Annotated in this window: 14 protein-coding genes; 5 read left to right on the forward strand and 9 right to left on the reverse strand. The window is 62.6% G+C overall.

The features are described 5' to 3' along the window. Positions 1 to 82 precede the first annotated feature (82 nt). The 6 genes from ptsP to Q0601_RS14020 all read right to left on the reverse strand — a co-directional run bounded on the left by ptsP (position 83) and on the right by Q0601_RS14020 (position 7,680). Positions 83 to 2,329: a phosphoenolpyruvate--protein phosphotransferase gene (gene ptsP, locus Q0601_RS13995; protein WP_305290471.1), complete on the reverse strand. Its 2,247-nt coding sequence runs from the start codon at positions 2,327 to 2,329 to the stop codon at positions 83 to 85. A 68-nt stretch (positions 2,330 to 2,397) separates the two neighbouring features. Further along, positions 2,398 to 3,654, reverse strand: a complete 1,257-nt coding sequence (locus Q0601_RS14000; RefSeq protein ID WP_305290472.1) for an aspartate kinase — start codon at positions 3,652 to 3,654, stop codon at positions 2,398 to 2,400. A 272-nt stretch (positions 3,655 to 3,926) separates the two neighbouring features. Further along, the gene (locus Q0601_RS14005; protein WP_305290473.1) at positions 3,927 to 4,556 is read right to left on the reverse strand and encodes an SDR family oxidoreductase; all 630 of its coding nucleotides are present in this window, start codon (positions 4,554 to 4,556) and stop codon (positions 3,927 to 3,929) included. Between the two features lie 3 nt (positions 4,557 to 4,559). Beyond that, positions 4,560 to 4,970, reverse strand: coding sequence for a DUF1178 family protein (locus Q0601_RS14010; RefSeq protein WP_305290474.1), 411 nt, complete (start codon positions 4,968 to 4,970; stop codon positions 4,560 to 4,562). 22 nt (positions 4,971 to 4,992) lie between these two features. Beyond that, positions 4,993 to 6,216, reverse strand: a complete 1,224-nt coding sequence (locus tag Q0601_RS14015) for a 3-deoxy-D-manno-octulosonic acid transferase (protein ID WP_305290475.1) — start codon at positions 6,214 to 6,216, stop codon at positions 4,993 to 4,995. A 72-nt stretch (positions 6,217 to 6,288) separates the two neighbouring features. Beyond that, positions 6,289 to 7,680: a phosphohexomutase domain-containing protein gene (locus tag Q0601_RS14020; RefSeq protein ID WP_305290476.1), complete on the reverse strand. Its 1,392-nt coding sequence runs from the start codon at positions 7,678 to 7,680 to the stop codon at positions 6,289 to 6,291. Positions 7,681 to 7,821: 141 nt separating this feature from the next. On the opposite strand from Q0601_RS14020, the gene Q0601_RS14025 reads away from it, so the two are divergent. From Q0601_RS14025 to Q0601_RS14035, 3 genes are read left to right on the forward strand one after another with little or no spacing between them, the layout of a single operon-like run. Next, complete coding sequence (locus Q0601_RS14025; protein ID WP_305290477.1) at positions 7,822 to 8,223, forward strand: ketosteroid isomerase-related protein; 402 nt, start codon at positions 7,822 to 7,824, stop codon at positions 8,221 to 8,223. Continuing rightward, positions 8,220 to 8,804 carry a GNAT family N-acetyltransferase gene (locus Q0601_RS14030; protein ID WP_305290478.1) on the forward strand — a complete coding sequence of 195 codons (585 nt, stop codon included), beginning with the start codon at positions 8,220 to 8,222 and terminating at the stop codon, positions 8,802 to 8,804. Before Q0601_RS14025 ends, Q0601_RS14030 begins: the two co-directional genes overlap by 4 nt. Further along, positions 8,801 to 9,658, forward strand: coding sequence for a carbon-nitrogen hydrolase family protein (locus tag Q0601_RS14035; RefSeq protein WP_305290479.1), 858 nt, complete (start codon positions 8,801 to 8,803; stop codon positions 9,656 to 9,658). Before Q0601_RS14030 ends, Q0601_RS14035 begins: the two co-directional genes overlap by 4 nt. A 330-nt stretch (positions 9,659 to 9,988) precedes the next feature. Here the strand turns inward: Q0601_RS14035 and Q0601_RS14040 are convergent, their stop codons facing one another. Continuing rightward, positions 9,989 to 10,138 (reverse strand): hypothetical protein, encoded by a 150-nt coding sequence (locus tag Q0601_RS14040; protein WP_305290480.1) that lies wholly within the window; start codon positions 10,136 to 10,138, stop codon positions 9,989 to 9,991. A gap of 86 nt (positions 10,139 to 10,224) precedes the next feature. Further along, positions 10,225 to 10,920, reverse strand: a complete 696-nt coding sequence (locus Q0601_RS14045) for an HAD-IA family hydrolase (protein ID WP_305290481.1) — start codon at positions 10,918 to 10,920, stop codon at positions 10,225 to 10,227. A gap of 118 nt (positions 10,921 to 11,038) precedes the next feature. Between Q0601_RS14045 and glmU the strand changes: the two genes are divergently transcribed. After that, on the forward strand, positions 11,039 to 12,382 hold the full coding sequence (gene glmU / locus Q0601_RS14050; RefSeq protein ID WP_305290482.1) for a bifunctional UDP-N-acetylglucosamine diphosphorylase/glucosamine-1-phosphate N-acetyltransferase GlmU: 1,344 nt from the start codon (positions 11,039 to 11,041) through the stop codon (positions 12,380 to 12,382). After that, the gene (gene glmS, locus Q0601_RS14055) at positions 12,382 to 14,199 is read left to right on the forward strand and encodes a glutamine--fructose-6-phosphate transaminase (isomerizing) (RefSeq protein WP_305290483.1); all 1,818 of its coding nucleotides are present in this window, start codon (positions 12,382 to 12,384) and stop codon (positions 14,197 to 14,199) included. The genes glmU and glmS overlap by 1 nt, the downstream gene beginning before the upstream one ends. Before the next feature lie 76 nt (positions 14,200 to 14,275). Here the strand turns inward: glmS and Q0601_RS14060 are convergent, their stop codons facing one another. Further along, complete coding sequence (locus Q0601_RS14060; protein ID WP_305290484.1) at positions 14,276 to 15,895, reverse strand: hypothetical protein; 1,620 nt, start codon at positions 15,893 to 15,895, stop codon at positions 14,276 to 14,278. Positions 15,896 to 15,921: the final 26 nt, after the last annotated feature.

Here is a 15,921-nt window from a genome sequence, read left to right on the forward strand (position 1 = left end):
TGCTCTGCCAACAGGTTTCCTGCTGACAGGCATAACCTTTAATTACCTAATGTTAACTCACAACGCAGTATCATCCATTCAACTATTGGCGTGCAAGCCATTCCGTGATCGGTCGGCGAAGATTGGGCTGCCCCTCTTGCAGCGCAGCGTCGATAACCTTGCGCAGCTCGATAATGGAAACCCGCCGAATCAAGTGCTTGACCGGACCGACCGAGGCCGGTCGCATGGACAGCCTGCGAATGCCCAGTGCCGCGAATGTCAATGCTTCGATGGGCCGGCCGGCATCTTCGCCGCAGAACGAAAGCGGTACACGTGCTTCCTCGCAGCGCGCGACGATCTGCTGAAGCAGCAGCAGAAACGAGGAACTGAGCGTGTCGTAACGTCTCCGCACGCGTTCATTCTCGCGGTCGGCGGCGAAAAAGAACTGCTTCAGATCGTTGCCGCCAATCGAAATGAAATCGCACATTTCGAAGAATCGCTTGGGCGCGAACGCCATTGCCGGCGTTTCAAGCATGGCGCCAACCCGGATATCGCTGGGCATATCGTGACCCAGCCGCTGCTCGCGGGACAGCTCATGCATCAAAATGCGGTAAGCGTCCTCGTATTCGCCGATATCCGAAACAAAGGGGAACATCACATGCAGCCGTTCCCCCGCCGCAGCGCGAATCAGCGATTGCAGCTGCATCCGCAACACGCCGCGCTTGTCCAGACCGACCCTGATCGCCCGCCAGCCCATCGCCGGATTCGGCTCGTCCTGCGGCTTCATGTAAGGCAGCACCTTGTCGGAACCGATATCCAGCGTCCGGAACATGACCGGCCTGCCGCGCGCGCTGTCCATGACATGGCGGTAAAGCCGTGCCAGCTCGGCCCGCTGGGGCACATGGTTGCGAATCAGGAACTGCAATTCGGTGCGGAACAGCCCGACGCCCTCGGCGCCCGAGCCTTCCAGCGAGGGCAGATCGGCCATCAGCCCGGCATTCATGTAAAGCTGAATGGTCGTGCCGCAGGTGCCGGTGGCGGGCAGATTGCGCAGGCTGGCATAGCGGTCCTGCGCCGCGGCCTGCATCGCGAGATTGTCGCGGAACGCGACCGCCACGCTTTCCTCGGGACGCAGATGAACGATGCCCTGATCGCCATCGACCAGAATCGGATCGCCGTTCAACGCCTCGGCGGTGATGCGCGGCGCGTGGATCACCAGCGGAATAGCAAGCGCCCGCGCCACGATCGCGGCATGGCTGCCGACCGAGCCCTCTTCCAGCACCACGCCTTTCAGCTTGCGGCCATATTCCAGCAATTCCGCAGGGCCGATATTGCGGGCGATGAGAATCGGGTCGTCGGGCATCTCGGCGCCGGTATCGTTGCCCTGCCCGGTCAGGATGCGCAGCAACCGGTTCGAGAGATCGTCCAGATCGTGCAGACGGTCGCGCAGATAGGGATCGGCGGCAAGTTCCAGCCGGGCACGGGCAGCGGATTGCTCTTTCTCGACCGCGGCTTCGGCGGACAGGCCCAGCTTGATATCCTCTTCCATGCGGCGCAGCCAGCTTCGCGAATGGGCGAACATCCGATAGGTTTCCAGCACGGCGGCATGTTCGCCGCCATCGCCCATATCGGCGGCGGCCACCATCGTATCAACGGTTTCGCGCAGGCGGTTCACGCCTTCATGCAGCCGCGCCAGCTCGGTCTCGGGATCGTCGCCGACGGGGTTGGCGATCACGACGCGGGGATCGTGCAGCCAGACATGGCCTTCGGCCAGCCCCTCCTGCCCGGTCCCACCGCGCAGCATCAGCGGGAAGCGATGAGCCGAGGGCATGGAATCGGACTGGCCGTCCTGAAAAGCGCCAAGTTCGGTCATTTCGGCCAGAACCATGGCCACGACTTCCAGACCATATACATCGTCATCGGTGAACTGGCGCTTGTCCTGCGACTGCACGACCAGAACGCCCAGACGTTCGCCGACGCGCTGGATCGGCACGCCCAGGAAACTGGGGAACACCTCTTCGCCGGTTTCGGGCATGAAGCGGAAACCGGGGGCAGAGGGCGCATCGGCGGTATTGATATAGCGTCCGGTCCGGGCAACCCGTCCGACCAGACCTTCGCCCAGCCGCAGGCGGGTCTGATGCACCGCCGCCGCGCGCAGACCCTCGGTCGCGCAAAGCTCCAGCGTTTCGGCATCGCGGAACAGGTAAATCGAGCAGACCTGCGTTCCCATCGAATCGGCGATGTGATGGGTGATCTGGTCAAGCCGATCCTGCCCGCCGCCCGGCGCGGCAAGAATCCCCTTCAGCCGCCTGAGCAGCGTACGTGAGTCGCTATCGTTACGATCCGGCATCGCGCCCCTGTATTTCTTGCCGCGATGGCCCGGCGGCCCGTTCCCGGATCTTGCGCCGGGTTAAAGGATCAGGCCGCTTCAAGCCCGAAGGCATCATGCAGTGCCTGCACCGCGAGTTCCATATATTTACGTTCAATCAGCACGGAAATCTTGATCTCGCTTGTCGCGATGACCTTGATGTTGATATTTTCATCGGCAAGCGCCCTGAACATCCGCGCCGCCACACCGGTCGCGCTGCGCATTCCGATGCCCACCACGCTGACCTTGGCAACCTCGGTATCGGCGATCAGTTCCTCATAGGCGATATGGCCGGCGGCCCGCGCCTCTTCCATGACTTTCCGGGCACGCTCGACCTGATTGATCGGCACCGAGAATGTCATGTCGGTCACCGAGCCGGGGTGATCGTCGTAATCCTTTTCGGATATGTTCTGCACGATCATATCGACATTCACGCCCGCATCGGCCAGAGGCGCGAAGATCGCGGCGGAAATGCCGGGGCGGTCCTCGACCGTGACAAGGGTGATCTTGGCCTCTTCCCGCGAATAGGCGACTCCGTTGACGACTTTCGATTCCATGATTTCATCCTCATCGCAGACCAGCGTGCCGGAATTCTCGTCCGTTTCCTCGAAGGAGGATAGCACGCGCAGGCGGACCTTGTAGCGCATTGCCAGCTCGACCGAGCGGGTCTGAAGCACTTTCGCGCCAAGGCTGGCCAGTTCCAGCATTTCCTCGAAGGCGATCTTTTCCAGCTTGCGCGCTTTATTGGTGATGCGCGGATCGGTGGTATAGATGCCGTCGACATCGGTATAGATATCACAACGCTCTGCCCCGAAAGCGGCGGCAAAGGCGACGGCGGTCGTGTCCGAGCCGCCACGGCCCAGCGTGGTGATCCGGCCATCCGGGCCGATGCCCTGAAAACCGGCGATCACAGCGACCTTGAAGCCTTCGGCGAATTTGCGGTCGATATTGTCGCGCGGGATATCCACGAATCGCGCCGCCGAATGGGCGTCGGTCGTGTTGATCGGCACCTGCCAGCCCTGCCAGCTTCGCGCGGGCACGCCCATCTCCTGCAGCGTGAGCGACATCAGCCCCGCAGTCACATTCTCGCCCGAGCTGACCACGGCGTCATATTCGCGCGCATCGAACAGCGGCGAGGTCTGTTCGACCCAGCCGACCAGTTCATTGGTCTTGCCTGACATGGCACTGACGATGACGATAACGTCATAGCCACGCTCGACCTCGCGCTGCACTTTCCCGGCGGCGTTCCTGATCCGCTCGAGATCGGCCACCGAAGTGCCGCCGAATTTCATCACCAGAAGCGGCATGCGGGCCTCCAGCCTCAGACCTGTTCATCGGCGGGGTTTTTATGGGCGACGGCGGGAAACCACAAGGGCAAGCGCATGTCCCGGCATCACTTCTTGCATATTTCCGACAAAAAAACTGTCCGAACGAGGAAGCGGTGGCCGGGAATTGATCGATTGACCGCGTTCCGCGCTGCAGCGGGGGATTTTGCATCCCCCGCACCCCCTGCAAGGTATTTAGGCAAAGAAGAAATACACGGAAGAAGGGATCGTTTCGGGGCGATCCGGCCATATCGTCAAAACGGCACGGGCTTTCCGTCATATGACATGAAACATCCGCTGCTGCCGCGATCGAGTTCGGTGAAACGCGCGATCAAGCCGCTGACGGAGTCCTCGACCGCGATATCCGCCCCGTCCCCGCCCATATCGGTGCGAACCCAGCCGGGGTGATATATCCCCACCGGCAGGTCCAGATCCGCAGCGAAATTGCGACCAAGATTCAACAATGCCGCTTTGCTTGCCCGGTAGGCATAAGAGCCGCCCGGCGCCCGTTGATCCGACCCCATGGCCGAGCCCAGCAGCGCGATCTTGCCCGCCCCACGGCGCAAGGCGGGCAGACAGGCCTGAACCGTCAGGTAAACGCCGGTGACATTGACGGCGAAACTTCGGGCCCAGACCTGCGCGTCGCGCTGCTCATCCCGCAATCCCTTGTCGGCATAGATACCCGCATTGCAGATCAGCAGCGACAGGGCGGTATCCTGAAGCCGCTTTTCCAGGGCCGGGAAATCCGCCTCGCGCGTGACATCAAGTTTCCAGAAATCATCGCCGCCGCGTGCCGTTCCAATGACATTCTTGCCCATCTTGCGATAGGTCCGGGCAAGGGCCGCGCCGATCCCTCGATTGGCACCGGTGATCAGCACTGTCATGTATCAGTTCGCTTTCTGCCGGGGAATGAAGGGCAGCGGCGCGACCGGGACGCCGTCCTCGATCAGCTTGCGGGCATCCTCCGGGCGGGCCTCGCCGTGGATCGCGCGGGTCGGGCGGTCGCCCTCATGCATGGCGCGGGCTTCGTCGGCGAAGCGCAGGCCGACATAATCCGAGTTCTTCTCGACATGTTCGCGCAATTTCTCGAGCGCCTTCTCGGCCGGGTTGCGCGGCGCGTCGAGCCGCGCCTTTTCAGCCGGGACCGAGGGCGCCATCAGGGCCTTTGCCACATCGGCCGACCCACATTGCGCGCAGGTGACCTGTCCCGCCGCCCGCATTGTCTCGAACCCGTCGGACGAGCGGAACCAGCCATCGAAATCATGGCCTTTTTCACAGCGCAGAGAATAGCGGATCATGCGGTAACCTTTCCCGGATTCCCTATATATCGTAAGCGCCACCGGACTTGGCAAGATCCCGCAAACGGTTCAGCAATGGCGCGGGATCTCCTGCCCGACATTGCAGAAGCACTTGCGCGGCCTTTCCCATCCGGTGCGCCGCGGCGGGATCCCCGGCCAGCCGCACCAGTTCCGCGCCAAGCGTCCCGGCATCGACCCGCAACGCCGCCCCGGCTTCCGCAAGGGCGGCATAATTGGCGGCGTGATTATCCACATGGGGGCCATTCAGGATCGCGCAGCGATAGGCTGCGGGCTCCCACGGGGTATGCCCGCCGATATCCGCAAGAGAGCCGCCGACGAAGCAGATCCCCGCCTTCGCATACCAGCGGGGCATCTCACCCAATGTATCGGCCAGCAGGAGAGGCGCATCCTCTGCCCCTTCCGAGCGGCGCATGACATCCAGCCCCCGCGCGGCGATCAATGCGGCGATATCCGCGCCCCGTTGCGGGTGGCGCGGTGCGAGGACCAGCCGCAGATCCGGATGCACGGCACGCGCCGCAAGCCATGCGTCCAGGATCGGCGCGTCCTCACCTTCATGGGTCGAGGCGGCAAGCACGGTCATATCGCGCGCCGGATCGTCGGCGGGCGGCACGACCTGCGCGGGTGCCAGCAGTTTCAGGTCGAGCCGGAGAAGAATTGCCGAATCCGCAAGCCCCAGTTGGCGCAAACGCGCCTCGCTTCGCTCGTCCTGTGCCGACAACGCCGCGATCCGGCCAAGCACCGGCGAAATCAGCCCGCGCATCCGCGCCCATCTGCGGGCCGAGCGTTCGGATATCCGCGCGCCGATCACCGCCTGCGGAATGCCGCGATCGGCAAGCATCCGCGATCTGAGCGGCCATATTTCGGCTTCGACAGTCAGGACAAGCCGAGGCTGGACCGCATTCAGAAAGCGGTCCAGCGCGCCCGGCACGTCAAGCGGAGCCAGACGCACCGGCAGACCCCATTCGGCAACCATATCGCGACCGGTCTGGCTGTTTGCGGTGATCAGCAGACTGTAATCGGCTGCCAGCGCCTGAATGATCGGGCGGGCCGAGGTCAGTTCACCGACCGAGGCCCCATGTATCCAGATATCGGCGCGCGCAGAGGGGCTATCCAGCACGAGTCGCTGTCGCAATGCCGCCGATCCGCTGATCCGGACACGCAATCGCAAGATCATTTCGATCAGTCGCGAGATTATCCGGTAGATCGTCAGCATTGGCGAATCCATTCAGGCCCCCGTCAGTGACGCAAGCCGGGCGGGGAAGACAGTGGTGGCCCATGGTTTAGGGTCAGTTTCCATCTATCCCTTCAGCAATGCCGCAAGTTCCGCCTGTTTCTCGGCCACCAATGCCGCATCACCGTCGGATTCGAGATTCAGGCGCACGACCGGCTCGGTATTCGATTTCCGCAGGTTGAAGCGCCATTTGCCGAAATTCAGCGATACACCGTCAAGATCGTCGCGGCTGTCGGCCTGCGCCTCGTAACGTTCGATCAGACGGGCAATCGCCGCGTCGGGATCACTGATCTGGTAATTCGTCTCGCCCGAAGAGGGATAAAGCCGCATCCGCTCTTCCAGCAATTCGGCCAGCGTCTTGCCCTTGCGCGAGAGTAGTTCGACCATCAGCAGCCAGGGGATCATTCCGCTGTCGCAATAGTAGAAATCGCGGAAATAATGATGGGCCGACATCTCGCCGCCATAGATCGCGCCGGTATCGCGCATCTTGCGCTTGATGAAGGCATGGCCGGTCTTGCTGACAACGGCTTCGCCGCCGGCCTCTTCGATCATGGCGCGGGTGTTCATGATGACGCGGGGGTCATGCACAACTTTCTCGCCGGGGGATTTTTCAAGGAAAGCCGCACCCAGCAGCCCGACGATATATTCGCCGGGAATGAAGCGGCCATTCTCATCGAAGAAGAAACAGCGGTCGAAATCGCCGTCCCATGCGACGCCCAGATCGGCATTCTCAGATTTGACCGCCGCGACCGTGGGCGGCTGGTTCTCCGGCAGAAGCGGGTTCGGGATGCCGTTCGGGAAGCTGGAATCGACATTGTGGTGCAGCCGGATGAACTCCAAAGGCGCACCGCGGCGCTGCAATTCCGCCGCGATGGCGTCAAAGGTCGGGCCGGCAGTGCCGTTCCCGGCATTGACCAGAATCTTCATCGGTCGCAGCGCGGAAATATCGACGAAATCCGCCATCGCGCTGGCATATTCCGCCCGCGCATGGCTGAAATCGCTGACCTCGCCCTTTTTCGCCGCAGGGGCGAATACCCCGGATGTCGCGAGTTCCACGATGGGCGGCAGTTCCGTCGCCGGATCCAGCGGGGCGGAACCGCGCCCGACGATCTTCATGCCGTTGTAATTGATCGGGTTATGCGAGGCAGTGACCTCGATCCCGCCGTCGGTGTCATGGAAACCGGTATGGAAATAGACTTCCTCGGTGCCCGCCAGCCCCAGATCCAGAACATCCGTTCCGCCATCCGTCAGCCCCTCGATCAGGGCCTGCGCCAGTTCGGGCGAGCTTGCGCGGCTGTCGCGGCCGACAACGACCCGCTGCGCCTGCCGCGCTTCGGCGAATGCCCGGCCGATCCGGTAAGCAATATCGGCGTCCAGATTGACCCCCAGTTCACCCCTTACATCATATGCCTTGAAACAGGTTACATCACGGTGCCCGAGATTGTTCCGATCACTCATAAGCGCTTCCTCTTGCTGCGCGGCTTTTCGGGCACAGCGCTACCAGCTTGCCGCCGAAATGCAAGTCTCTGGTCCTTTGGGCGGAGGTGACGCAGAGTGCCGGAATAGCTAGACGGGGCGAAAGCAACCAAGGGGATTCGCATGGACATCAAAGCGCTGATCGCAGCCTATTTCGACGCCTTCAATGCCGGGCAGACCGACCGGATGCTGGACCTGCTGCATGATGAGATCGAACATCACGTCAATGAAGGGCAGATCCGCAAGGGCAAGAAACTATTCGCGGAATTCAATGCCCATATGACCGAATGCTACCGGGAAAACCTGACCGATATGGTGATTTTCGCCAATGACGCCGGGGATCGCGCGGCGGCGGAATATGTAGTGAACGGTACCTATCTCAAGACCGATGAAGGACTGCCACCGGCATCGGGCCAGACTTACCGCCTGCCCGCCGGATCGTTCTTCACCATTCAGGGTGGCAAGATCTCGCGCGTGACGACCTATTACAACCTTGGCGAATGGACCCGGCAGATCAGCACATGAGCGTGAAGACGGAAATCCTGACCGGCGCGGCGCTCGAATCGGCGCTGGGCGATGTCGCGCGGCTGCGAATCGCGGTGTTCCGGTCATGGCCCTATCTCTATGACGGCGATCTGGAATATGAACGGAATTACCTTGCCGCCTATCAGTCGCCGGGGGCGGTGGTGGTTGCCGCATTCGACGGCAACCGGATCGTCGGGGCCTCGACCGGCGCGCCCATGACGGACCATGCCGGGGATTTCGCGGCAGCCTTCCGCGACCGGCCAGAACCGCTTTCCGAGATCTTCTATTGCGCGGAATCGGTTCTGCTGCCCGAATATCGCGGGCATGGGCTGGGTCACGCCTTTTTCGACGCGCGCGAGGAACATGCCCGTAGTCTTGGCGCCCGCTATACCGCCTTTTGCAGCGTCAGCCGCCCTGCGGATCACCCCGCCCGGCCTGCGGATTACCGGCCCTTGGATGGGTTCTGGCGCAAACGCGGCTATGAACCCCTGCCCGGAGTAGTGGCACATTTTTCGTGGAAAGATGTGGGCGACGAATTACAATCCGAAAAACCGCTGCAATTCTGGATGAGGGCTTTATGAAGATCGCGACTGCCGCTTATGCGCTGGACTGGTTCGACAATTTCGCCGCCTATGAGGCCAAGCTGACGAAATGGGTTCAACAGGCCGCGGATGCCGATCTTCTGGTTTTCCCGGAATATGGCGCGATGGAGCTTGCCTCGCTTGGCGGAACCGCGATCGCGGGCGACACCGAGGCATCGCTGCATGAGGTGGCCCGCCATGCCGAGGCGGCAGCGGATCTGCACATTCGGCTTGCGCGGGAGCATGGCTGCCACATCCTTGCGGCATCCGGCCCGGCCTTCGAGGGCGATCGCCCGGTGAACAGGGCGGTTCTGTTCGGACCGGGCGGACGGATCGGCCATCAGGACAAGCAGATCATGACCCGTTATGAGCGCGACGAGATGGATGTCACCGGCGCGCCGGGTCTGAAGATTTTCGACACGGAACTGGGCCGGATCGGGATCCTGATCTGCTATGACAGCGAATTTCCACTGCTTGGCCGCATTCTGGCCAAGGCAGGGGTGGAACTGATCCTTGTCCCAAGCTGCACCGATACGGTCGCGGGTTTTCACCGGGTCCGGATCGGGGCAATGGCCCGTGCGCTTGAAAGCCAGTGCGTCGTCGTGCATTCGCCCACTGTCGGGCAGAACGACTGGCTACAGGTGGCGGATGAGAACCGGGGCCGCGCGGCGATCTACGGCCCGCCGGACGGGTTATGGCCGGAAACCGGGATCATCGCGGAAGGCGGTATGGACCAGCCGGGATGGTGCTTTGCCGAGATAGACAGATCGAGGATCGCCGAAAGCCGCAGGAACGGCGCGGTGCTGCCATTCGCGCATTGGCCGGAATCCGAGGTGCCGGGGCTGATCGGTTAGGATTCGGCGAATTCCGTCGGGGCATCAGTCCCTTCCCGTCAAAGCCCGGTAGCGCCCGCCGATAGAAACGGTCGGGCGCGGCGAGGCGGGCCTGCGGCCCTTGATCCCGGGCGGGAAGATATAGTCGGATCGCCTGAAAATGATCACCTCTCCCGCGCAATTCTTCTTTGTTCAAATACCTTGCAGGGGGTCCGGGGGATGCAAAATCCCCCGTCACAGCGCGGAACATAGACCCCGGTACCACATGATCAGTTTAAGACGATTCAGCTTTAGTGGTGTCAGGTGATCAGCGTTCAAGTCCCATGCAAAGCGGAATCGCTTTGGGGCGCCCTATGGTAGGGGGGGGGGGGGGGGGGGGGGGGGGGGGGGGGGGGGGGGGGGGGGGGGGGGGGGGGGGGGGGGGGGGGGGGGGGGGGGGGGGCGCTGCCCCCGGACCCCCGAGGTATTTACCACAAAGAAGAAGGGGGGCCGGGCAGGCATGACATGCGTTGAACTCGACGCTGCCTCCCTGTCGCAGGATTCCGCGTCCGACAGGCTTTGGACAGGACCGTATTCTCCTAATTCTCCTATGCCGAAACCGGATCCCTGACCCCAAGCCATTCCCGCGCCAGTTCGGGCAATTGCCCGAAATCATCAAGCAGCGCGTCCGGCGCAAGGCGCGAGATCGCGTTGCCTTCCGGCCCGAATCCGACCAGCGCCACCCGCACGCCGGCAGCGGTGGCGGTCTTCCGGTCGGTCTCGGTATCGCCCACAAGGAACGAATTCGCGGGATCGCCCCCGGCTCGCTCGACCGCGGCGGTATAGGGTCTTGGATCGGGTTTGCGAACCGGCAGCGTATCCGCGCCGATCAGCGAGGCGAAAGCGTCCCGGATGCCCAGTTCGCGCAGCAATGTCTCGGCCAGCGCCTCGGGCTTGTTGGTGCAGACGGCCAGAATATGGCCATCCGCAGCAAGCTGCCCCAGCGCCGCCTCTACGCCCGGATAAAGCCGGGTGTGAACGGCGATATTCCGCCCATAAAATTCCAGCAGCCGGGGATAGTCCTGATCCTCTGCGCCCGGCGGCAGCAACATCTCTTGCCCGGCGCGGGCATATCCGGCCCGCAGCATCGCCCGACCGCCGTGAAAGGCAACAAGCGCGTCCTGAACGGGATCCAGCAACGGCCCCATGCCCCGCGCTGTAAAGCAGGAATTCGCCGCGCCGATCAGATCGGCCGAGGTGTCGGCAAGCGTTCCGTCAAGATCGAAGACCACCGTTCCAGCCATGCTTTTCCCTTTCCGTTAATATTCCGAAACCAAAGGTGAATGCCCGGGGGCTTTCCTGTGCATCTGTCACGGATTAGAACCGGCGGCAACGATACGGGGCAAAATTCGAGGCAAGGGCATGGCAGAGAAACCGCTGGCGGTAATCATTCTTGCGGCAGGGCAAGGCAGCAGGATGCAATCGGAACTTCCGAAAGTGCTGCACCGGCTGGCCGGGGTGCCGCTGATCGGGCATGCCTTGGCCGCCGCGCGCAGCCTTGAGCCCGATGACGTTATCGTCGTCGCGGGCCATGGCGCGGCCAAGGTTGAAAAGGCCACGGCGAAACTGGAACCCGACGCGCGGATCGTTCTGCAACATGAACAGCTTGGCACCGGCCATGCGGTCCGGCAGGCCATGCCCTTGCTTGAAGGTTTCGACGGCAAGGTGATCGTGCTTTACGGCGACACCCCCTTTATCGGCGAGGATACGCTTGCCGCATTGGCCAGCCACGGCGCCGATCTGGTCGTGCTTGGTTTCGAGGCCGAGGATCCGGGGCGTTACGGCCGGTTGGTGGTCACCGATGCCGGTCTGGAACGGATCGTCGAATACAAGGATGCCGATGAAGCGACGCGCATGATCGCGCTGTGCAATTCCGGGGTCATGGCGCTGGATGCCGGGCTGTTGCGCAACCTGATCGGCAAGCTGACGAATGACAACGCGGCGGGGGAATACTATCTGACGGATCTTGTCGCGCTGGCCCGTGCGGAAGGCAGACGGGCGGACGTCGTTACCTGCGACGAGGACGAAACGCTTGGCATCAATACCCGCGCCGAACTTGCCGCCGCCGAGGCCGCTTTTCAGGCCCGCGCCCGGGTCAGCACGCTTGAGAATGGCGTGACGCTGACCGATCCCGCGACGGTCTGGTTCTCGCTGGATACCGCCATCGGGCGCGATGCGGTCATCGGGCAGAATGTCGTCTTCGGTCCGGGCGTCACCATCGAATCCGGGGCCGAAGTCCTGCCATTCTGCCATCTGGAGGGCTGCCATATCTCGTCGGGGGCCACTGTTGGCCCCTTTGCCCGTCTGCGCCCCGGCGCGGAACTGGGCAGCGAGGTGCATGTGGGCAATTTCGTGGAAATCAAGAACGCGGTTCTGGATGAGGGCGTCAAGGTCGGCCATCTGACCTATCTGGGCGACTCCCATATCGGCGAGCACGCGAATATCGGCGCGGGCACGATCACCTGCAATTATGATGGCGTGATGAAGCACCGCACCGAGATCGGTGCGAATGCCTTTATCGGCAGCGACACGATGCTGGTCGCGCCGGTGCGGGTGGGGGAACGGGCCGTGACCGGCTCTGGCTCGGTGATCACCGAGGATATCGAGGAAGGCGCTTTGGCGCTGGGCCGGGCACGGCAGGTCACGAAGCCGGGGCTTGGCATCCGGCTGATGCAGGCGCTGCGCGCGCAAAAGGAGAAAAGCTGATGTGTGGCATTATCGGAATCCTGGGTCGTCACGAGGTTTCGCCTCAGCTTGTCGATGCGCTGAAGCGGCTGGAATATCGCGGTTACGACAGCGCCGGCGTGGCCACCATCGACGATTCCGGCAAGCTTGACCGCCGCCGCGCCGTCGGAAAGCTGGTCAATCTGTCGGACCGGCTGGTACATGAACCGCTGCGCGGGCATAGCGGTATCGGCCATACCAGATGGGCCACCCATGGCGCGGCGACCGAAGAAAACGCGCATCCGCACCGGTCGGGGCCGGTCGCAGTCGTGCATAACGGCATTGTCGAGAATTACCGCGAATTGCGGGACGAGCTGGTCCTGGCCGGCATCCAGCCGGAATCGCAGACCGATACGGAAACCGTCGCGCTCATGACCGGGAAATACATGGCCGAGGGCATGCCCCCGCGCGAGGCTGCGCGGGCGACCCTGGCCCGGCTGAAAGGTGCTTTCGCGCTGGCCTTTCTGTTCGAGGGCGAGGATGATCTGATCATCGCCGCCCGCAAGGGCAGCCCGCTTGCCATCGGTCATGGCAAGGGCGAGATGTTCCTTGGCTCGGATGCCGTCGCGCTTTCACCCTTTACCGACCGGATCACCTATCTGGAAGACGGCGACCATGCGGTTCTGACCCGCGCAGGCGTGCAGATCTACAATGCTGAATGCGAGCAGGTCAGCCACCCCGAACACCGGATCGATGTCGGCACAACCGCCATCGACAAGGGCGGGTATCGTCATTTCATGGCAAAGGAAATCGCACAGCAACCTTCGGTGATTGCCGATGTGCTGAACCATTATATCAAGGATAACCGGATCGTATTGCCCGAGGGCCTTGATTTCAGCAAGGTGGACAGGCTGTCGCTGGTCGCCTGCGGCACGGCGCATTACGCGGGCCATGTCGCGAAATACTGGTTCGAATCGCTGGCGGGGCTGCCCTGCGACACCGATGTCGCCTCGGAATTCCGCTATCGCGAGCCGCCCTTATCCCCGAAAAGCTGGTTCGTCGCAGTCAGCCAGTCAGGCGAAACCGCCGACACGCTGGCCGCGCTGCACTATGCGCGGGGGCGGGTCGACCGCACCATCGGGCTGGTCAATGTCGGCACTTCGGCAATCGCCCGGGACGCGGATATCGCGCTGCCGACACTGGCGGGGATCGAGGTCAGCGTCGCGTCCAGCAAGGCTTTCACATGCCAGTTGACCGTGCTGGCGATCCTTGCGCTGAAGGCGGCGCATGATCGTGGACGGATCGACGATGCCGGGCTGGTCAGATATCTTGACGAATTGCGCGCGCTTCCGGGTCTGCTGCAACAATCGCTTGATCTTTCCGGCGATTGCCAGACCCTGTCGGAATGGCTGTCACAGGCGCGGGACGTCCTGTATCTGGGCCGTGGGGCGCTTTTCCCGGTGGCGCTGGAAGGCGCGCTGAAACTCAAGGAACTCAGCTATATCCATGCCGAGGGATATGCGTCCGGCGAATTGAAACACGGCCCCATCGCGCTGATCGATCGGGATGTGCCGGTGATCGTTCTGGCGCCGTTCGACCATCTGTTCGACAAGACCATCTCGAACATGCAGGAGGTCATGGCCCGTCACGGGCAGATTCTGCTGCTGTCGGACCGGCAGGGCATCGAGGCAGCAAGCGAAGGCGTTCACGCGACCCTGACAATGCCTGCCGGCGGCGACCTGATCCAGCCGATCCTTTACGCCATCCCGATGCAATATCTTGCCTATCACACGGCGGTTGCCAAAGGCACGGATGTCGATCAGCCGCGCAATCTGGCGAAATCGGTAACGGTGGAATAGTGGAATAGGCGGCTGCCATAGCCTCGGACGTGCCCCGGATCCGCATGCGAGCCTGTAGTCCGCCGCGGATCCGGTGTCAGAAGAAGATGTCATCCAATGTCTGTTCGCCAAGCTGAGCCGCCGGCATGGCGGCGGGGGGCAAAGAGCCGACAAGTTCCGCATGAACCTCTCGCTCTCGATCCATCGTGTAGATCGCAGCGAATGGCGCAAGGGCGGCGGCACCATCGGGTGACAATTGCCTTGCGCCCACCCTGGGCGCATAGGTGGCGATCCGCGAGATCAGTTCCGGCAAACCGGACAGCGCGTGCAGCCCTTCATCGACCGAGTGCTGCAGGGTAAGCGCCGCCTTATGCGCCGCTTCCTGCAACGCCTCCAGCCGGGAAAACATCTCTGCGGCCAGAACAAGATCCGCATCTGCGCGGGCGATCAACTCGCTCAGATGTCCGGCATCCGCGGTCAGGCGGCCGAAATCCGCATTCTGCGTGATCTCATCGATCCGGCCGAAATTCGTACGGCAGCGGCCATTCAGCTCATTGCATGCATGGGCGCGTTCCCGGACCGTCGTGGAAAGCACATCCATCGCCGATTTGGCCGAGCCGCTGCGCCGCGCCAGCAGGCCCGCATTGACGGTGGCAAGGCTGACCTCAAGCGCGGTCGAGGAAAGCGTTTCAAGATTCTCCCTGGCATCGGCAATAGAGGAATTGATGTTCTGCACCGCATCCATCGCCCCGTTCAAGGCCGGCGCGACAAGCTGCTCGATCTGGTGGCCGTCATCAAGTTCGGCACGCCAGACCGCCAGAAGTTTCGTGGCCTGCGCCCCGGTATCGCCGGTCAGGGCACGAACGGCGGACTGGCCGACCGTCCCCAATTGCTCCAGCGCGTCGCGGGTAGCGGAAAGCATTCTCGTCGCGTCGGACACAAGCGCCGAGATCTGCGCCGTTGCCAGAACCGCGGCCGGTGGTTTGGTTTCCGCCGCAGTCAGGATCGTTTCGATATGATCCAGGCGCTGTGCGAAAGCATCCGAAAACTGGATACCGGTCATGAGAATGCCGGTATTCACCTGCGTATTTTCGCGAAGCTGCTCGGCCAGGATGATTGCCGCGCCGCAGATCTCTTCCATCGCCGGAGCCGCCTGATCCCCGGCCTGCTGGTCGATCGCCCGCCGCGCGCAAGACGCGGCCGTCCCAAGCTGAACCGTTGCCTGCCGGACGGCCAGGCCGATACTCGACAATCCTTCATGAACCGCCGAGGTAGTATGGGACAATCGCTGGATCATGCCGCGAAGGGTGACAATGTAATCCTCGATCGCCTCGATATTGACCGAGTAGCCGGTGACCCGCGTCATGGATGCGATCGCGTTCAGCTGACGGCATTCGCGGCGCAGCGTCTCGACCGCGTCCAGCCCGTCGGAAATCGCATTCGTCAGGTCCACCGTCGAAATCGCGCTATGGGCACAGCGCAATTGTTCGGCAAGATGGCTGCACGCAATCCGCAGCGCTCCGGATTCGCGGCGGGCACTGCCCACGTCATCCACAAGCTGGCTCAGACGTCCGAAATCGCCGCCGATACCATGCAGCGCATGATGAACCTTTCCAAGCACGCCGGTCAGCCTTTCGAACAGGTCCTGACACTGGTGCCGAAGGGCACCCAGTTCGGCCGGTTTCGACACCGCATTTGCAGGACCTGCTGACGCCATCACCGCCTCATTCATATTTTTCCGCA

This window comes from Paracoccus wurundjeri (genome assembly GCF_030678915.1).
In the GTDB taxonomy this organism is placed as follows: domain Bacteria; phylum Pseudomonadota; class Alphaproteobacteria; order Rhodobacterales; family Rhodobacteraceae; genus Paracoccus; species Paracoccus onubensis_A.